Origin of the sequence: Brotomerdimonas butyrica (assembly GCF_025567305.1) — a bacterium.
Taxonomy (GTDB): domain Bacteria; phylum Bacillota; class Clostridia; order Peptostreptococcales; family Anaerovoracaceae; genus Lentihominibacter; species Lentihominibacter butyricus.
This window is the reverse complement of the sequence record NZ_JAOQJP010000004.1, coordinates 1-18903: the sequence shown is the minus strand read 5'-3', so window position 1 is coordinate 18903 and position 18903 is coordinate 1. Positions and strand designations below refer to the sequence as shown.

Here is an 18903-nt window from a genome sequence, read left to right as displayed (position 1 = left end):
AAGGTAATTAATATGGGTAAGAAAACTATAATTCCTTTCGGACCACAGCATCCGGTACTTCCGGAGCCTGTTCATATCGACCTGGTAGTCGAGGATGAAACAGTAGTGGAAGCCATTCCATCTATCGGATTTATCCATAGAGGACTGGAAAAGCTGGTGGAAAAAAGGGGATATACCGAAATGGTATATGTTATAGAGCGTATCTGCGGTATCTGCAGTTTCGGTCACGGATGGGGAGCTGCAGCATCGATCGAGGGAGCTATGGATATAAAAATCCCTGAGAGAGCAGAATACCTCAGAACCATACTCCATGAGCTGTCAAGACTCCACAGCCATCTTCTGTGGCTGGGACTCCTCGCAGACGCATTCGGCTTCGAGAGCCTGTTCATGCACTGCTGGAGAATAAGAGAAACTATTCTTGACATCCTGGAAAAAACTACAGGCGGCAGAGTTATATTCTCCATCTGTAAAGTCGGCGGTATGAGAAAGGATATCGACAACGATACACTTAAAGAGATCGCAGAAACATTGGAAGGAATAAAAGCTGAGATCAAAGAGATCACAGACGTATTCATCGAAGATGATTCTGTAAAGAACAGAATGTGCGGCGTCGGCGTACTTTCAAAAGAAGATGCGATCGAATTATGTGCAGTTGGTCCTGTGGCGAGAGGATCCGGTGTCGATCAGGATATGAGAATGACTAACAATCACGGCGTATACAAGGAACTGGATTTTGAACCTGTACTTGAAGAAGCCGGTGACTGCTATGCTAGATGTAAAGTCAGGATCGGCGAGATATTCCAGTCGATCGAACTGATAAAGAAAGCTGTAGACAAGATTCCTGAAGGTCCTGTAGATGTTCCTGTAAAGGGAAATGTCGAAGGTGAATACATGGTGAGACTTGAACAGCCTAGAGGCGAAGCATATTACTATGCAAAGGGTGCAGGCACTAAATTCTTACAGAGGATGCGTGTCAGAACACCGACCAACATGAATATTCCTGCATTAGTTAAGATCCTGCAGGGCTGCGATCTGGCTGACGTGCCTATGATGGTGCTCACGATCGACCCATGCATAAGTTGTACAGAAAGGTAGGTGAGAGTTAATGGGAGCTTTTAAATTTGCCAAAACAGTATTAAAAAGCACATTCAAGAAGCCTGCAACTCTCATGTATCCTGTAGTGGAAAGAGAATGGCAGGAGAGAACAAGAGGAAGTATCGACATCGACGCTGACAAGTGTATACTTTGCGGTATCTGCGGAAGAAAATGTCCGGCAGATGCAATCAATGTAGACAGAAAAGGCGGAAAGTGGGAGATCCACAGAATGCAGTGCATACAGTGCGGAGCATGCGTCGAAGCTTGTCCTAAGAAGTGTCTCGACATGAATCCTAAGTATACTGAGCCGGAAACAGAGAAAGTTGTCGATTCAGTAGATGTCGAGGTCAAGAAGCCTGAACCTAAAAAGGCAGCGGACAAACCGGCAGACGGTGAAAAGAAAGCAGATGCTGCATCAGGTGAAGACAAACTCACGTGTGATCTGGATGTATGTGTATATTGCGGACTTTGTGCAAAGAACTGCCCTTGCGATGCTTTAACAGTCGACAGAAAAGAGAAAGTCTGGAAAGTCGATGAAGATGCGTGCGTTAAGTGCGGAGCATGCGTTGACAAGTGCCCTAAGAAGTGTCTCTCACTGTAAGAACTGTGACCGTACAGGTCGCGGGATCGCATGAACAGCGGTATCAGAGCAGACACTATCACCATATAAGCATATAAAAATGTAAGTGATACGGAAATATGCAGACAGGCAGAGTCCTGTTTGCATATTTTTATACATGACAGCCTGGAGGGCAAAAACGCAAAAACATATATGCAGATGAAGAAGACGGCCCTGCGGCCTGCTTTTTTGCGGAAAAATCTTGACATTGACACCGCTGTAATATACAATTATTTAGCGACTTTATGTAAATAATCAATTAAGGGCAGAGGCTGCTCTTACTTTTAAGTTAAACGGAGGACAGATAAAATGAGAGTAAAGGTTACACTTGCATGCACAGAATGTAAGCAGAGAAATTACAATACGGTAAAGAACAAGAAGAACACTACTGACCGTATAGAAATGAACAAATACTGCAAGTTCTGCAGAAAACACACACTTCACAAGGAAACGAAGTAAGGGAGAATTGCCATGGCAAAAACGTCAAAGGGTAAAGGCAACAATACCACAACAGTCAGACAGAGGGCTGCAGCAGCATCTACCCGTAAAAGGAAGAAAGGAAGCGTAAAGGAATATTTCAAGGGCGTAAAGCTCGAGATGAAAAAAGTAGTATGGCCGACAAAGAAAGAGCTCGGATCTTTCACAGCCGTAGTGCTTGTTACCTGCGCGGCCTTTGCAGTTGTATTTTGGGCAGTTGACACAGGCGTACTGGCAGCTATAAAGGCAGTATGTTTCTAAAGCGTGCAAGATAGGAGCTTAAAGATACAATGTGTGAAAACAATGAAGGTAAAAAATTAAACCTTGAAGGACTGGAAGGTCTCAGGGGTGACGGCGAAGCCAAATGGTATGTGGTTCACACTTATTCCGGTCATGAAAACAAGGTCAAAGTGAACATCGAGAAAATCGTTGAGAACAGAGGTATGCAGAACCTTATTCTGGACGTGATCGTACCGACCGAAGACAGAGTCGAGGTCAAAAACGGACAGCGTAAGGTGAAGACCAGAAAAATGTTCCCGGGATATGTTCTTGTAAAGATGATAGTGACAAATGAATCCTGGTATCTTGTGCGAAACACACAGGGCGTTACAGGCTTCGTGGGTCACGGCTCGGATCCTATCCCGCTCACTACAGAGGAAGTGAGAAGAATGGGTATCGAGAAAATATATATCGATCTGGATATCGATGTCGGCGATACGGTGAAAGTTATCAACGGACCTTTTGAAAACTTCATGGGAGTTGTCGAAGAAGTCAACATGGAAAAACAGACGCTCAAAGCCAAGGTGTCGATGTTCGGAAGAGACACGCCAGTAGAGCTCGATTTTGCTCAGGTCGACAAGATCTGATCAAAGCGGCTTTCATATTAAATCTATGACCCCGTAGGGGAATAATAAAGAAAGGAGAATAACAGTAATGGCTAAGAAGATCGAAGGTTATATCAAACTTCAGATTCCTGCCGGCAATGCAAACCCTGCACCTCCTGTTGGACCAGCTTTAGGTCAGCACGGCGTTAACATTATGGATTTCTGTAAGCAGTTCAACGCTAAAACACAGGATCAGCCTGGAATGATAATTCCGGTAGTAATCACTGTATATGCAGACCACTCGTTTTCATTCATTTGCAAAACACCGCCTGCAGCAGTATTACTCAAGAAGGCAGCAGGTCTTGAATCAGCTTCAGGTGAACCTAACAAAACTAAGGTTGCAACTCTCACAAGAGCACAGGCTGAGGAGATTGCAAAGACAAAGATGCCGGATCTTAATGCAGCAAGCCTTGAAGCAGCAACAGAAATGATCAAGGGTACTGCAAGAAGTATGGGAATCGTTATTGAAGACTAAAACAGAGTGGGAGACCGCAGAGATCGATGAAATGTTCGAAAGCGGACAGTGACGGTCAGGGATGCGGTTGTGAGTACCACAAGGAGGAAAGAATGCCTAAAAGAGGAAAGAAGTATCAGGATTCTGTAAAAGAATTCGACAAAGCTGAATTGTTTGACGTTGATCAGGCTATGGAAATCGTTGTAAAAAGCGCAAAAGCCAAGTTTGATGAAACAGTTGAGCTTCACGCAAGATTAGGTGTTGACGGCAGACATGCCGATCAACAGGTAAGAGGAGCTATCGTGCTTCCGCACGGAGTTGGTAAAACGAAGAAAGTTCTGGTATTTGCAAAGGGCCCTAAGGCTACAGAAGCAGAAGAAGCCGGTGCTGATTTCGTAGGAGCTGAAGAAATGGCTCAGAAAATCCAGAGTGAAGGCTGGTTTGACTTTGATGTCGTTGTTGCGACACCTGATATGATGGGTGTTGTTGGTAGATTAGGTAAGATTCTGGGACCTAAGGGACTCATGCCTAATCCTAAGTCAGGCACAGTTACTATGGATGTTGCAAAGGCTATCGAAGAAGTCAAGGCTGGTAAAGTTGAATACCGTCTGGACAAGGCAAACATCATCCATACTCCTATAGGAAAAGCTTCATTCGGACCTGAGAAGCTGACTGACAACTTCAATGCACTTATCGGTGCTATCATAAAGGCTAAGCCTGCAGCAGCAAAAGGTCAGTATCTGAAGAGCGTAGTTGTTACATCTACTATGGGACCTGGAGTGAAGATCAACCCTTTAAAGCTGGGTTAGATCTCAAACGGAACAGAATATTATAGACCGTAGACAGCGAGGAGCTGGCACTGATATCACAGTATATGCCGGCTTTAAACGGAGACCTCGCCGAGGTACAATGTAAATACATTTGCCTTGCTGTCACGCGGATAGCAAGGCTATTTTATAGCGTACCTGAAAAAAGATTATTTAGAAAGGAGAATGCGCGATAATGAAAGAAGCTTACAAACAGAAGCAAGTAATAATTGACGAAATAAAAGACAAGTTTGAAAGAGCGACATCTGTTGTAGTTGTTGATTACATCGGAATCACAGTTGCAGAAGCAGATGCTATGAGAAAGAAACTCCGCGAAGCAGATGTTGACTACACTGTTTACAAGAACACACTGGTTAACAGAGCTATCGAAGGCACTGAATACGAAGTGCTGAAGGACACTCTCGCAGGACCGAGCGGATTTGCATTCAGCTATGATGATGCTACTGCACCAGCAAGAGTTCTGGACGGAGCTATCAAAGAATACAAGAAGATGGAATTCAAGGGTGGTATCGTAGAAGGTGAATACTATGACAAAGAAGGTATTCAGCAGCTCGCATCGATTCCGTCAAGAGATGTTCTCATTTCAAAATTTATGGGAAGCATCCAGTCACCGATCGCAAACTTTGCAAGAGTGGTTTCACAGATCGCAGAGCAGAAAGAAGCGTAAGCGCTTACTTTGCGGCGTATGGATGGGCGAACCTTTGCAGAAAGAGCATAGCGCATAAGCGTATGAAGCTTTTCTGTGTACAGGCTCAACAGAAGTTATCGGTATAGATCATATATACTGAAATAATTATAAAGGAGAAATAAAATGAACAAAGATCAGATAATTGAAGCTATAAAAGAAATGTCAGTTTTAGAGTTAAACGAGCTGGTTAAGGCTTGTGAAGAAGAATTCGGCGTATCAGCAGCAGCAGGCGTTGTAGTTGCAGCAGCAGACGGCGCAGCAGCAGCAGGCGAAGAGCAGACTGAATTCACAGTAGTTCTTAAGGAAGTTGGAGCAGAAAAGATCAAGGTTATCAAGGCTGTAAGAGAGATCACAGGCTTAGGACTTAAGGAAGCTAAGGAACTGGTTGACGGAGCTCCTTCAAACCTCAAAGAAGGATGCGAAAAGGCAGAAGCTGAAGGATACAAAGCACAGCTCGAAGAAGTTGGAGCAGTTGTTGAACTCAAATAAGCTCGCATTTTCAGAAGAAAAAGCACTGTGGCAGATGACTTCGCGTCATCTGCCGTTTTTTTAAGAAAACCGTTTTCGGTATACTTATGTGAAGAAAATGAAAAATATTCCAAAAACTATTGACGGTTTGACAACAATGTGGTATCATAATAAACTGCCCTGCAAATGTAATTTGTTAAAGATATAAGGAGTGATGACTATGCCAAATCCGATAAAATTAGGTAGAAAAGAACGAATGACCTTTTCGAAAATCAATGAAGTGGCAGAAATGCCAAATCTGATACAGATTCAGACGGATTCATATGATTGGTTTGTAAGAGAAGGTTTTCGCGAAGTTTTTGAGGATGTTTCGCCGATCAAGGATTATGCGGACAATCTTGTTCTCGAATTCATTGACTACTCCCTTACAGATCCGCCTAAATACGGCCAGGAAGAGTGTAAGGAGAGAGACGTTACCTATGCAGCTCCGTTGAAAGTAAGAGTACGTCTGGTAAATAAAGAAACCGGAGAAGTAAAGGAACAGGAAGTTTTCATGGGAGATTTCCCACTGATGACTGAAAAGGGTACTTTTATCTACAATGGTGCGGAGAGAGTTGTAGTTACTCAGCTCGTGCGTTCACCGGGACCTTATTATGATAAAGAAATAGACAAATCAGGTAAGAACCTGTTTTTCACAACAGTCATCCCTAACAGGGGGGCATGGCTCGAATATGAAACCGACTCCAATGAAATAATCTCTGTCAGAGTCGACAGGACGAGAAAGCAGCCTGTGACGACCCTTCTCAGAGCGATGGGAATGGGAAGCAATCAGGAGATCCTGGATACTTTCGGTGAAGAGCCAAGACTGCTGAAAACGCTGGAAAAGGATACGACCACGAATTATGAGGAAGGTCTCAAGGAGATATATAAGAAACTGAGACCTGGCGAACCGCCTACGCTTGAAAGTGCGCAGTCGCTGTTCAATTCGATGTTCTTCGATCCTAAGCGTTATGATCTGGCTAAGGTCGGAAGATATAAATACAACAAAAAACTGGGGCTTTTCAACAGACTTGTCGGCAATGCAGTGGCTGAAGACGTCATAGATCCGAATACAGGAGAGATCCTGGCTGAGAAGGATCAGACGGTAGACAAGGAACTGGCAAGACAGATAGAAAATGCCGGAGTTGAATTTGTAATGGTCAAGAGTCCTGCAGATGACGGAAAAGTGACCAAAGTAATAGGAAATCAATTCGTTGATATCGATTCATATATAGATTTTGATATCTCAGATATCAAAATGCCTAAACAGGTCTATTACCCTGTACTGATGGATATACTTCGCGAGAACGAAGATCAGGAGTCTGTAAAAGAGGCTATCAGATATAGGAAGAATGAGCTGTCTCCTAAGCATATACTGGTTGCAGACGTGATAGCGTCGGTGAGCTACCTGCTCAACCTCAACTACGGCATAGGAAACATAGATGATATAGACCACCTGGGCAACAGAAGACTGAGAACTGTAGGAGAACTGCTGCAGAATCAGATAAGGATAGGCCTTTCCAGAATGGAAAGAACTATCAAAGAGAGAATGACGACTCAGGATATCTCTGAGGTCACTCCGCAGGGACTTATGAACATAAGACCGGTAACTGCAGCTGTAAAGGAGTTCTTCGGAAGTTCACAGCTTTCACAGTTCATGGACCAGAACAATCCGCTGGCTGAACTGACACACAAGAGAAGACTTTCGGCACTCGGACCTGGAGGACTCTCCAGAGAAAGAGCCGGATTCGAAGTAAGAGACGTACATCATTCACATTATGGAAGAATGTGTCCTATAGAAACGCCGGAAGGTCCGAATATCGGTCTGATCGGCTCGCTGACGACATATGGTATCGTCAATGAATACGGCTTTATCGAAACTCCGTACAGAGTAGTCGACAAGGCGACAGGCCGAGTAACAGAGGAGATCCATTACCTCACAGCGGATGATGAAGAGGACAAGATCGTGGCACAGGCGAACGAACCGCTCGATTCAGAAGGGCATTTCGTGAACCTCAAGGTTGCAGCCAGAGGTAAAGGCGGAGAAATCGACCTGGTACCTAGAGAAGCTGTAGACTACATGGACGTATCGCCTAAACAGGTAGTATCTGTTGCGACTGCGATGATACCGTTCCTCGAAAACGACGACGCTAACAGAGCCCTGATGGGTGCCAACATGCAGAGACAGGCAGTGCCTCTTCTCGTGACAGAAGCGCCTATAGTAGGAACAGGTATGGAGCATAAAGCTGCAAAGGACTCAGGCGTAGTTATAATAGCAAAGCATTCAGGAACGATCGATTTTGTCGATGCAGACAAGATCGTTGTGCTCAGAGACGACGGAGAGGGGAAAGACGAGTACACACTCCTCAAGTTCAAACGTTCGAACCAGGGTACATGTATCAATCAGAGACCTATCGTATACAACGGCGAACATGTAGAGCAGGGAGAAGTCATTGCTGACGGTCCGTCTACAGAAAACGGAGAGATCGCTCTCGGAAAGAACCTGCTCATCGGATTCATGACATGGGAAGGCTACAACTACGAGGACGCTATCATACTCAATGAAAGACTTATTATGGAAGACGTGCTCACTTCGATCCATATAGAGAAATATGAAGCAGAAGCGAGAGATACGAAGCTCGGACCTGAAGAAATAACTAGAGAAATACCTAACGTGGGCGAGGATGCACTCAAGGATCTCGACGAAGAAGGTATCATCAGAAAGGGTGCAGAAGTAAATTCGTCAGATATACTGGTAGGTAAAGTCACACCTAAGGGCGAGACGGAGCTTACGGCGGAAGAAAGACTTCTCAGAGCTATTTTCGGTGAAAAGGCAAGAGAAGTAAGAGATACTTCGCTCAGAGTGCCTCACGGCGAGACAGGTATAGTAGTGGATGTAAAAGTGTTCTCCAGAGAAAACGGCGATGAGCTGCCTCCTGGAGTCAACAAGCTCGTAAGATGCTACATCGCAACAAAGAGAAAGATAAGCGTCGGAGACAAGATGGCGGGAAGACACGGTAACAAGGGTGTAATCTCGAGGATACTTCCTGAGGAAGATATGCCGTTCCTGGAAAACGGCCAGTCACTTCAGGTCATGCTGAATCCTCTCGGCGTACCTTCGCGAATGAACGTCGGTCAGGTACTCGAAGTGCATCTCGGTCTCGCTGCAAAGACAAAAGACTGGTACATCGCAACGCCTGTATTCGACGGTGCGACGGAGAAAGATATAATACAGCTTCTTGAGGAAAACGGATATGACAAGAGCGGTAAGCTGCGTCTTAGAGATGGACGAACAGGAGAGTATTTCGATAATCCTGTAACGGTAGGTTACATGTATATGCTCAAGCTCCACCATCTCGTTGACGACAAGATCCATGCGAGAAGTACGGGTCCGTACTCACTTGTAACGCAGCAGCCTCTGGGCGGAAAAGCGCAGTTCGGCGGACAGCGTTTCGGAGAGATGGAAGTATGGGCTCTGGAAGCATACGGAGCAGCTTATACTCTTCAGGAAATACTCACTGTAAAATCCGACGACATAGTGGGTCGTGTAAAGACTTACGAAGCTATCGTCAAGGGCGAGAACATTCCTGAGCCTGGTATTCCTGAGTCGTTCAAGGTACTCATCAAGGAAATGCAGAGTCTATGCCTCGATGTCAAAGTCCTCACAGAAGACAATGAAGAGATCGAGATCAAGGAAACGAGTGAGATGGAAGATATCCCTGATATAGAGAACATGGTAGATGTCGACATAGAGGGGGCAGAACCGGAAGACGATGAAGCATACGATGATGAGGAGATCATGATCGTCGAAGAAGATGATGACGACTATGAAGACGCCGAAGAAGATGAAACGGCTGAAACAGAACCGTCGGAAGAAGCATAGGAAAGGGGAAGTGACCGATGAGTGATAACAATAATTATGAGTTGAATAATTTCGAGTCTCTGCAGATCGGGCTGGCATCTACAGAGAAGATATTGAACTGGTCCTACGGAGAGGTTACGAAACCCGAAACTATAAACTACAGAACCCTCAAGCCGGAGAAGGACGGACTTTTCTGCGAGAGGATCTTCGGACCGACAAAGGACTGGGAATGTCACTGCGGAAAATACAAGAGAATAAGATATAAAGGCATCGTGTGCGACAAGTGCGGTGTTGAAGTAACAAAAGCGAAAGTCAGAAGAGAGAGGATGGGCCATATCAAACTGGCCTCACCCGTTTCTCATATATGGTATTTCAAGGGCATCCCGTCGAGAATGGGACTTGTCCTCGACATTTCACCGAGAACGCTGGAGAAGATACTGTATTTTGCAAACTTTATAGTAACTGACCCGGGAAACACGGACTTCGCATACAAGGAAGTACTGACGGAGAACCAGTACAGAGAGGCAAAGGACAATCCTGAAAACAAATTCAAGGCAGGAATGGGTGCGGAAGCAGTCAGAGAGCTGCTGACGCAGATAGACCTTGACGAACTTTCTGCAGAACTCCGCAAAAACCTTGTGAATGCAACAGGTCAGAAGAAAGTCAGGATCGTGAGAAGACTTGAAGTCATCGAAGCTCTCAGGATGTCAGGCAACAGGCCTGAGTGGATGATACTTGAAGTCATTCCTGTTATCCCGCCTGATCTGAGACCTATGGTACAGCTCGACGGCGGAAGGTTTGCCACTTCAGACCTGAATGACCTTTACAGACGTGTTATAAACAGAAACAACAGACTCAACAGACTCCTTGAACTGGGAGCTCCGGACATCATCGTAAGAAACGAGAAGAGAATGCTCCAGGAAGCTGTTGACGCTCTCATAGATAACGGCAGAAGAGGAAGACCTGTGACAGGTCCGGGATCGAGACCGCTCAAGTCTCTGTCGGATATGCTCAAGGGAAAACAGGGGAGATTCAGACAGAACCTTCTCGGAAAGCGTGTAGACTACTCGGGACGTTCGGTAATCGTAGTAGGACCGGAGCTGAAATTCTATCAGTGCGGTCTGCCTAAGAAGATGGCGCTCGAACTGTTCAAGCCGTTCATCATGAAGAAGCTCGTGGAAAACGGCAACGCTCACAATATCAAGAGTGCCAAGAGAATGGTCGAGAAAGTAAGACCTGAGGTATGGGACGTGCTCGAAGGAGTCATCAAGGAACATCCTGTAATGCTCAACCGTGCCCCGACTCTTCACAGACTCGGTATACAGGCGTTCGAGCCTGTTCTGGTAGAGGGTAAGGCTATAAAGCTGCATCCGCTGGCTTGTACGGCATTCAATGCCGACTTTGACGGCGACCAGATGGCTGTACACGTACCTCTTTCTGTAGAAGCTCAGGCTGAAGCGAGATTCCTGATGCTTTCCGTAAATAACATCCTGGCGCCTAAGGACGGATCTCCGATCACGACGCCTACACAGGATATGATCCTGGGAAGCTACTATCTGACGCATCCGGGACAGGAAGAAGGCAAGAGAACGTCAGATGCTGAAAAAGGCGACGGCAAGGTGTTTACAGATATCGCGGAGATGCTGATGGCATACCAGACAGGTATGGTCGGACTCCATGCAAGAGTAAAGGTAAGGATGTATGCCGGCGAAAATGACACGAGAGGAAAACTGGTAGAATCGACAGTAGGAAGATTCATATTCAACCAGAAGATACCTCAGGATCTCGGTTATGTAGAAGACAGAGAGGCTGATCCGTATTCGCTTGAGATCGATTTCCTGTGCGACAAGAAAAAGCTCGGACAGATCATCGACAGATGTTACAGAATACACGGTAATACGGAGACTGCGATCATGCTCGACTATATAAAGGATATGGGCTTCCATTATTCGACTATAGCAGCGATCACGATCAGTATTTCCGACATGGAGATCCCTGAAAAGAAAAAAGAGATCATAGATGCTTCTGAAAAACTGGTAGACAAATACGAGATGGCTTACAGAAGAGGTCTCGTATCCAATAAAGAAAGATATGAAAAAGTAATAGAGATCTGGAACAAGACTACTGATGATGTGGCAGATGCGCTGATGGATTCACTGGATTCGCTCAACAATCTGTTTATCATGGCACACTCCGGAGCGAGAGGTAGTAAGAATCAGATAAGACAGATCGGCGGAATGCGTGGTCTGATGGCAAATGCTACAGGTAAGACTATCGAGATCCCTATCAAGGCGAACTTCAGAGAAGGGCTTTCCGTACTGGAATACTTCATCTCGACGAACGGAGCCAGAAAAGGTCTGGCCGATACGGCTCTGCGAACAGCCGATTCCGGTTACCTGACGAGAAGACTGGTAGACGTTTCGCATAACGTTATCGTAAGAGAAGATGACTGCGGAACGGATGAAGGTATAGAAGTAAAAGCATTCACTGACGGCAAGGAAGTCATAGAAAAGCTGAAGGATCGTATAATCGGAAGAACAGCACTGCTTGACATCTATCATCCTGAGACAGGCAAACTTCTGGTAGAGCAGGACTGCGAGATCAGCGAGGATGCTGCAGGAGCCATAGAGGCTGCGGGAATAGAATCCGTTGCTATAAGATCGGTAATGACTTGCCACAGCAGAACAGGTGTATGTGCTAAGTGCTATGGACGAAACCTTGCTACAGGCGAAGGTGTTAATATCGGTGAAGCTGTAGGTATAACTGCAGCTCAGTCGATCGGTGAACCTGGTACTCAGCTGACGATGAGAACCTTCCACACAGGCGGCGTTGCCGGATCGGATATCACTCACGGTCTGCCTAGAGTAGAGGAGCTGTTCGAGGCAAGGAAGCCTAAGGGTCTTGCTGTGATATGTGAAGCTGACGGAACTGTAGTTTCGATAGATCCTACGATGGATAACAAGACGCAGGTCAAGGTGCGAGGCGAGGAAGAAAGGATATACGAGATCCCTTACGGCGCAAGGATATGCGTTACAGAAGGAGAATATATCCTGGCTGGTGACAACATCACCAAGGGCCCTCTCGACCCTAAGGATATCCTGAGGCTGAACGGCGTTGAAGGTGTATATCAGTACCTCCTCAAGGAAGTACAGCGCGTATACAAACAGCAGGGTGTAGATATCAATGACAAGCATATCGAAGTCATCGTCGGACAGATGCTTTCGAAGCTCAAGGTCAACGATGCAGGAGACACGGGACTTCTTCCGGGAGGGCAGTACAGCAAGATCGAGATCGATGAGGCGAATGAAGCTGCGATCGCGAACGGCGGAAGACCGGCTGAAGCAGAAAGGCTGCTTCTCGGTATCACAAAGGCTTCGCTGGCAACGAACTCCTTCCTGTCGGCAGCATCATTCCAGGAGACTACGAGAGTTCTCACGGACGCAGCCATCAAGGGCAAGAACGATAAGCTGCAGGGCCTTAAGGAAAACGTTATCATCGGTAAGCTGATACCTGCAGGAACCGGCATGAAGAAGTACAGATCCATCGATCTGGATTACGGTGTAAATACTGCGCTCATTGATGCATACAAGGCTATGCAGCGTGAGATGGAGCTTCAGGAAGAGGAAGACGAGGATATGGAAGATATCGTTCCGGCTATGGAGACGGATGAAAATGCAGCAGCTGCAGAGGAATTTGCGGCAGAAGCCGAAGGCGGCATGGCGAGTGCTGATGACGGCATAGATTGGGAGTAGTCACCGGCTGCAGGCCCATAAGACCAAATTATAAAAAACGCTATAAACGTTGAAAAATCAGGCCTCTGGGAATTCAAAAAGAAATTTCCAGAGGTTTTTGATTTGTTAGAAAAATTGCATGTATACATTCCATACACCTTGACAGTAAGATGGCTAAATGCTAAAATAAAGACAATATTGAGATAATACAAAGACCAGATACAGCTAATTTGGTTTTTAGTAGTTTCGAGAATAGTAAGAATGAAAAAGGAGATTGATAAGTATGACTATTCAAAACAAAATTGACAGAGCGCGCGCAGCGTTCGAACAGATCAGCGATTACACTCAGGAACAGGTAGATAAACTTGTTTACGAGAGTGCAAAAATCATTTATGAAAACGCAGAGCCTTTAGCAAAAATGGCTGTTGAAGAAACAAGACTTGGAAGCTATGAAGACAAAATTGGCAAGAACACAGGAACAGCTGCTGCTTTCTGGGATTATCTCAAAGACAAGAAATCTGTAGGTATCATCAATGAAGATCCTTCAATCGGTCTCATTGAAGCTGCTCACCCAATCGGTGTTATCGGAGCTATCACTCCAGCAACTAACCCTACAGTTACACCTTTAGGAAACTTCATGCACGCATTAAAGGGTAAGAATGCTATCATCATCTCACCTGCTCCACGTGCAGAAAAGACTTCAACAAAGACTGTTGATCTCATTCGTGAAGCATTAGCTAAGAACGGTGCTCCTGAAGACCTTATCCAGATCGTTAACGACGTTACTATCGAAAAATCACAGGAATTAATGGCTAACTGTGATCTGGTTATCGCTACTGGCGGATCCGGACTCACTAAGGCTGCTTACTCAAGCGGAACTCCTGCATACGGCGTAGGACCAGGAAACCCTCCTGTAATCATCGACAGAGGATATGACCTTAAGGACGCTGCTGAGAATTCAATCATCGCTGTAGCAAGTGACAACGGAATCCTTTGCGACGGAGACAACTTATTACTTTACCCACAGGATCTCGAAGCTGAATTCTTCGAAGAATTCAGAAAAGCTGGCGCTGTAGTATTTGACAACGCTGACGATGTTGCTAAGTTCAGAGATGCTTTATTCGAAAACGGAAAAGTTAGACCGGGCTTAGTTGGTAAAGACACAAACGTTATCGCAGAAGCTGCTGGATATAACCTCCCAGAAGGAACTAAGGTTATCGGCCTTAAGATAGAAGGCGTTGGTAAAGATGATATCCTCGGTAAGGAAATCATGGGACCTGTTGTAGTATTAAAGAGCTATGACAAGTTTGAAGACGCTGTTGACATGGCTATCAGAAACATGGAAGAAGATGGCGGTACAGGTCACACAGCTGGTATCTACTCAAACGATGAAGATCACATCCTTTACTTCGGAGAAAAGATTCCTGTAGCACGTGTACTGGTTAACCAGCCTACACCTGATGCTTGGGGTCCTGAAACTAACGCATTATCACCTGCAGTATCAGAAGGATGCGGAACTTGGGGTAACAACATCTTAGCTGGAAACGTTGACTACATACACATGGTAAATGTTTCAAAGATCGTTAAGAAGCTGGACGTAGAACCGCTCGATCCTGCAAAAGTATTCGCTGACTAGTTTTATATGAAACTTTAAGCAGACTTTAGCTTTATAAAAACTTAGAATGTAAAGCAGTTTTGTCTCAAATATCAAGGGATGAAACTGCTTTATTAATATAATAAGACAGCTGACGGACTTATTTGATAATATTCTTTACAGAGGAAAGAGAAGGAAAAAATCATGGTTGGTAAGAAAGTAGTTCATCATCTTATGATGAGTGCAAAAGATGCACATTATGTAGGCGGATTAGTAAACGGCGCGAGAATAGTTGACCAGTGGGGCGACGTTGGTACGGAACTGATGGTATATGTTGATGGAGATATCAGCTTATTCTTAGGATACAAGGAAATCGAATTCCTGGCTCCTGTATACGTTGGAGACTTCATGGAATATCATGGCTGGATCGAAAAAGTAGGCAACCAGTCATACACTTGCCAGTTTGAAGCATGGAAGGTCGCTACTCAGTTAGACAGAACTGATGCTGATCTCACAAGCATCGCGACACCTGAAACTGCCGCAACAGCTTGTGAACCGCCTGTACTGTGCGGCAAGGCTACAGGAAGCTTATTTATCGCAAGAAAAGACCAGAGAGGTGCTACTGAGTCTTCATTCAAAGACAGACTGCACCCTTATGAAAAATAGGAAAAAGTATTCAATGATCTGAAATGGATTATTGTTGACATACTGATAATAAGCGTGATAGAATAGATGTTAGCTTTGGGCTTTATTGTTCAAAGCTAACATATTTTATTTTAACAGGAAAGGAGAAAAAGGATGCCTACAATTAACCAATTAGTACGTCAGGGCAGAACAAGCAGTGAGAAGAAGTCAACTGCACCAGCTCTTAACAAGGGTATGAACTCGATAAGAAGAGTTGCTACAGATGTTAATTCGCCGCAGAAAAGAGGCGTTTGCACTTCTGTAAAGACAGTTACTCCTAAGAAGCCTAACTCAGCTCTGAGAAAAGTTGCGAGAGTTCGTCTTACTAACGGTATCGAAGTAACAGCATACATCCCTGGAATCGGACACAACCTTCAGGAGCACAGTGTTGTACTCATCAGAGGCGGAAGAGTCAAGGACCTGCCAGGTGTAAGATATCACATCGTAAGAGGAACATTAGACACTGCAGGTGTAGCAGACAGAAAGCAGGCTAGATCCAAGTATGGAGCTAAGAGACCTAAGAAGTAGTAATCGGTAAATTTTAAGTGCCCTTTTTATGAATTGAACGGATCGATGATCCGGAATATAGATAAATACAAGGGCACCACGGAAACAGTATACGGAGTAAGGCAGCGGTATCAGCTGTCCGAAGTAAAACCGCATACTGCTGACGAGTACCGACTTAAAATCAAACAAGGAGGGAAGAGACGTGCCAAGAAAAGGAAACGTACCAAAGCGAGAAGTTCTTCCAGATCCGGTATACGGAAGCGTTGTAGTTACAAAGCTTATCAACAGTGTTATGCTGGATGGAAAGAAGGGAGTCGCTCAGAAAATCGTTTATGATGCTTTTGAAAAAGTAAAGAACGATACAGGCGAAGAACCTTTGGAAGTATTTGAAAAAGCTATGAACAACATCATGCCTGTTCTTGAAGTAAAAGCAAGACGTGTAGGTGGTGCAAACTACCAGGTTCCTATCGAAGTAAGAGCTGACAGACGTCAGACACTGGGACTCAGATGGCTTACTAAGTACACAAGAGCAAGAGGCGAAAAGACTATGTCAGACAGACTGGCAAAAGAACTTATCGATGCAGCAAACAATACAGGTGCATCAGTTAAGAAGAAAGAAGACACTCATAAGATGGCAGAAGCGAACAAGGCGTTTGCACACTATCGCTGGTAATCTTATGATTCGATTGACAGAAAGATACAGAGCAGAAAGGAGGATAATATGTCAAAACGAAGTTTTCCGTTAGCAAAGACTAGAAATATAGGAATCATGGCACATATAGATGCCGGAAAAACGACTACCACGGAGAGAATACTGTTCTATACGGGAAGAACTCATAAGCTTGGCGAGACTCACGAGGGTGCGGCAACTATGGACTGGATGGAACAGGAGCAGGAGCGTGGTATCACAATTACCTCTGCTGCTACTACAGCCCAATGGAAAGATACCAGAATTAATATCATAGATACACCGGGACACGTGGATTTTACCGTAGAAGTAGAACGTTCACTCCGAGTATTAGATGGAGCCGTTACTGTACTTTGTGCAAAAGGTGGGGTGGAACCTCAGTCCGAAACTGTTTGGAGACAGGCAGAAAAGTATGGTGTTCCAAGAATGATATTCGTAAACAAGATGGATATCCTGGGAGCTGATTTCTTCAGGGTCGTAAACATGGTAAAGGATAGATTAAAGGCTAACGCTGTACCTATCCAGTTACCAATAGGTAAAGAAGACTCATTTATAGGAATCATCGACTTGGTAGAAATGAAAGCAGAGATATATAAGGATGACCTGGGCAAGGAATTCGAGAAAACTGATATCCCTGCAGATCTTCAGGATCTGGCAGATGAATGGAGGGAATCTTTACTCGAGTCTGTTGCTGAAATGGATGAAGAGCTTATGATGAAATTCCTCGAAGGTGAGGAGATCACAGAAGCTGAAATCAAAAAGGTTATCAGAAAGGCTACTATCGCAGGGGAAATGATCCCTATGACATGTGGCTCGGCATATAGAAACAAGGGCGTACAGATGATGCTTGACGCAGTACTTGATTATATGCCGTCACCGTTAGATATCCCGCCAATCAAGGGAATCGTACCGGGTACAGAAGAGGAAGAAGAAAGACCTGCAGATGATAATGGTCCATTCTCAGCTTTAGCCTTCAAGATCATGGCTGACCCGTTTGTGGGCAAGCTCGCATTCTTCAGAGTTTACTCAGGAACACTGGAATCAGGTTCTTATGTATACAACTCAACAAAAGGCAAGAAAGAGAGAGTAGGAAGAATACTTCAGATGCATGCCAACAAGCGAGAAGATATCGAAATGGTATATTCAGGCGATATCGCAGCTGCAGTAGGTCTTAAGGTCACAACAACAGGTGATACTCTCTGTGACGAAAAACATGAGATCATATTAGAGTCAATGGAATTCCCTGATCCTGTAATCGAGATCGCTATCGAGCCGAAGACTAAGGCAGGACAGGAAAAGATGGGTATAGCTCTTGCAAAGCTTGCAGAAGAAGACCCTACATTCAAGACTTATACAAACGAAGATACAGGTCAGACGATCATCGCCGGAATGGGCGAACTGCATCTTGAAATCATCGTGGACAGACTCCTTAGAGAGTTCAAGGTAGAAGCCAATGTTGGTAAGCCACAGGTTTCATACAAGGAAACGATCACTTCAGAAGCAGATATCGATCACAAGTATGCAAAGCAGTCAGGTGGTCGTGGTCAGTACGGACATGTTAAGATCAAGGTATATCCGAGAGAGCCGGGAGAAGGATTCGAGTTCAAGAACTCCATCGTCGGCGGTGCTATTCCTAAGGAATATATACCAAAGATCGAAGAAGGAATCAAAGAAGCGATGCAGACTGGTCCAGTAGCTGGATACCAGGTTGTAGATGTCGGTGTAGAGCTGTACGATGGTTCATATCACGAAGTCGACTCTTCCGAAATGGCATTCAAGATCGCTGCATCAATGGCATTCAGAGAAGCTGCAAAGAAAGCAAAACCTGTACTGCTTGAGCCTATATTCAAGGTCGAAGTTACTGTTCCTGAAGAATATATGGGAGATGTAATCGGAGACATCAGCTCAAGAAGAGGTAGAATAGAAGGATCAGACATGAACAACGGTGCTGTAGCTGTAAGAGGCTATGTGCCATTGTCAGAGATGTTCGGATACGCTACAGACCTGCGTTCAAAGACACAGGGCAGAGGTGTATACGTTATGCAGTTTGACCACTTTGAAAAATTACCGGACAGCTTACTTGATTCTATCAATAAGTAATGCTTCCATATCTGAAGCAGCATGACTGTTTCAGCGGAAGTCTTTTGATCCGCATGAGCGGATTTGAAAAGAGAGGAGAATAAAAATGGCAAAACAGAAGTTTGAAAGAACTAAACCGCATATCAATATCGGAACAATCGGTCACGTAGACCACGGTAAGACAACACTTACAGCAGCTATCACAAC

At 44.9% G+C, this 18903-nt stretch carries 17 protein-coding genes and 1 other annotated feature; all 17 genes read left to right on the top strand.

Going from position 1 to position 18903, the window contains the following annotated elements; genetic code table 11:
- Window positions 1-12: 12 nt before the first annotated feature.
- Window positions 13-1095 (top strand): hydrogenase large subunit, encoded by a 1083-nt coding sequence (locus tag OCV59_RS03815; RefSeq protein WP_147593187.1) that lies wholly within the window; start codon window positions 13-15, stop codon window positions 1093-1095.
- Window positions 1096-1105: 10 nt separating this feature from the next.
- A complete protein-coding gene (locus OCV59_RS03810; RefSeq protein ID WP_147593186.1) occupies window positions 1106-1696 on the top strand; it encodes a 4Fe-4S dicluster domain-containing protein in 591 nt (196 codons plus the stop codon).
- A gap of 327 nt (window positions 1697-2023) precedes the next feature.
- Window positions 2024-2173 (top strand): 50S ribosomal protein L33, encoded by a 150-nt coding sequence (gene rpmG, locus OCV59_RS03805; RefSeq protein WP_147593185.1) that lies wholly within the window; start codon window positions 2024-2026, stop codon window positions 2171-2173.
- A 12-nt stretch (window positions 2174-2185) separates the two neighbouring features.
- Complete coding sequence (gene secE / locus OCV59_RS03800) at window positions 2186-2452, top strand: preprotein translocase subunit SecE (RefSeq protein WP_147593184.1); 267 nt, start codon at window positions 2186-2188, stop codon at window positions 2450-2452.
- 29 nt (window positions 2453-2481) lie between these two features.
- Window positions 2482-3057, top strand: a complete 576-nt coding sequence (gene nusG / locus OCV59_RS03795) for a transcription termination/antitermination protein NusG (protein WP_147593183.1) — start codon at window positions 2482-2484, stop codon at window positions 3055-3057.
- Window positions 3058-3124: 67 nt separating this feature from the next.
- The gene (gene rplK / locus OCV59_RS03790) at window positions 3125-3550 is read left to right on the top strand and encodes a 50S ribosomal protein L11 (protein WP_147593182.1); all 426 of its coding nucleotides are present in this window, start codon (window positions 3125-3127) and stop codon (window positions 3548-3550) included.
- Between the two features lie 92 nt (window positions 3551-3642).
- Window positions 3643-4338, top strand: coding sequence for a 50S ribosomal protein L1 (gene rplA / locus OCV59_RS03785; protein WP_147593181.1), 696 nt, complete (start codon window positions 3643-3645; stop codon window positions 4336-4338).
- Window positions 4339-4347: 9 nt separating this feature from the next.
- Window positions 4348-4494: a sequence feature (ribosomal protein L10 leader region), on the top strand.
- Window positions 4495-4531: 37 nt separating this feature from the next.
- Window positions 4532-5023 carry a 50S ribosomal protein L10 gene (gene rplJ, locus OCV59_RS03780; RefSeq protein ID WP_147593180.1) on the top strand — a complete coding sequence of 164 codons (492 nt, stop codon included), beginning with the start codon at window positions 4532-4534 and terminating at the stop codon, window positions 5021-5023.
- A gap of 144 nt (window positions 5024-5167) precedes the next feature.
- Complete coding sequence (rplL, locus tag OCV59_RS03775; protein ID WP_147593179.1) at window positions 5168-5533, top strand: 50S ribosomal protein L7/L12; 366 nt, start codon at window positions 5168-5170, stop codon at window positions 5531-5533.
- Between the two features lie 199 nt (window positions 5534-5732).
- Window positions 5733-9434: a DNA-directed RNA polymerase subunit beta gene (rpoB, locus tag OCV59_RS03770; protein ID WP_147593178.1), complete on the top strand. Its 3702-nt coding sequence runs from the start codon at window positions 5733-5735 to the stop codon at window positions 9432-9434.
- Between the two features lie 17 nt (window positions 9435-9451).
- Window positions 9452-13165, top strand: a complete 3714-nt coding sequence (gene rpoC, locus OCV59_RS03765; RefSeq protein ID WP_147593177.1) for a DNA-directed RNA polymerase subunit beta' — start codon at window positions 9452-9454, stop codon at window positions 13163-13165.
- A gap of 262 nt (window positions 13166-13427) precedes the next feature.
- A complete protein-coding gene (locus OCV59_RS03760) occupies window positions 13428-14780 on the top strand; it encodes an aldehyde dehydrogenase family protein (protein ID WP_147593176.1) in 1353 nt (450 codons plus the stop codon).
- Window positions 14781-14942: 162 nt separating this feature from the next.
- Window positions 14943-15404 (top strand): hotdog fold domain-containing protein, encoded by a 462-nt coding sequence (locus OCV59_RS03755; protein WP_147593175.1) that lies wholly within the window; start codon window positions 14943-14945, stop codon window positions 15402-15404.
- Window positions 15405-15536: 132 nt separating this feature from the next.
- Entirely contained in the window at window positions 15537-15950 is a 414-nt protein-coding gene (gene rpsL, locus OCV59_RS03750) for a 30S ribosomal protein S12 (RefSeq protein ID WP_147593174.1), read from the top strand.
- A 181-nt stretch (window positions 15951-16131) separates the two neighbouring features.
- Window positions 16132-16602 carry a 30S ribosomal protein S7 gene (gene rpsG / locus OCV59_RS03745; RefSeq protein ID WP_147593173.1) on the top strand — a complete coding sequence of 157 codons (471 nt, stop codon included), beginning with the start codon at window positions 16132-16134 and terminating at the stop codon, window positions 16600-16602.
- Between the two features lie 48 nt (window positions 16603-16650).
- Window positions 16651-18717, top strand: coding sequence for an elongation factor G (gene fusA, locus OCV59_RS03740; protein WP_147593172.1), 2067 nt, complete (start codon window positions 16651-16653; stop codon window positions 18715-18717).
- A gap of 85 nt (window positions 18718-18802) precedes the next feature.
- Window positions 18803-18903: GTP-binding protein (locus tag OCV59_RS03735; protein WP_147592537.1), on the top strand; the 101-nt coding region annotated here is incomplete at its 3' end.

Excerpts from the sequence above, each read along its gene's own strand:
- secE (WP_147593184.1), top strand. The coding sequence starts at position 2,186 with ATGGCAAAAACGTCAAAGGGTAAAGGCAACAATACCACAACAGTCAGA.
- rpoB (WP_147593178.1), top strand. The coding sequence starts at position 5,733 with ATGCCAAATCCGATAAAATTAGGTAGAAAAGAACGAATGACCTTTTCG.
- OCV59_RS03760 (WP_147593176.1), top strand. The coding sequence starts at position 13,428 with ATGACTATTCAAAACAAAATTGACAGAGCGCGCGCAGCGTTCGAACAG.
- rpsL (WP_147593174.1), top strand. The coding sequence starts at position 15,537 with ATGCCTACAATTAACCAATTAGTACGTCAGGGCAGAACAAGCAGTGAG.
- rplL (WP_147593179.1), top strand. The coding sequence starts at position 5,168 with ATGAACAAAGATCAGATAATTGAAGCTATAAAAGAAATGTCAGTTTTA.
- fusA (WP_147593172.1), top strand. The coding sequence starts at position 16,651 with ATGTCAAAACGAAGTTTTCCGTTAGCAAAGACTAGAAATATAGGAATC.
- OCV59_RS03755 (WP_147593175.1), top strand. The coding sequence starts at position 14,943 with ATGGTTGGTAAGAAAGTAGTTCATCATCTTATGATGAGTGCAAAAGAT.
- OCV59_RS03810 (WP_147593186.1), top strand. The coding sequence starts at position 1,106 with ATGGGAGCTTTTAAATTTGCCAAAACAGTATTAAAAAGCACATTCAAG.
- rplK (WP_147593182.1), top strand. The coding sequence starts at position 3,125 with ATGGCTAAGAAGATCGAAGGTTATATCAAACTTCAGATTCCTGCCGGC.
- rplJ (WP_147593180.1), top strand. The coding sequence starts at position 4,532 with ATGAAAGAAGCTTACAAACAGAAGCAAGTAATAATTGACGAAATAAAA.
- rpoC (WP_147593177.1), top strand. The coding sequence starts at position 9,452 with ATGAGTGATAACAATAATTATGAGTTGAATAATTTCGAGTCTCTGCAG.
- OCV59_RS03815 (WP_147593187.1), top strand. The coding sequence starts at position 13 with ATGGGTAAGAAAACTATAATTCCTTTCGGACCACAGCATCCGGTACTT.
- rplA (WP_147593181.1), top strand. The coding sequence starts at position 3,643 with ATGCCTAAAAGAGGAAAGAAGTATCAGGATTCTGTAAAAGAATTCGAC.
- nusG (WP_147593183.1), top strand. The coding sequence starts at position 2,482 with ATGTGTGAAAACAATGAAGGTAAAAAATTAAACCTTGAAGGACTGGAA.
- rpmG (WP_147593185.1), top strand. The coding sequence starts at position 2,024 with ATGAGAGTAAAGGTTACACTTGCATGCACAGAATGTAAGCAGAGAAAT.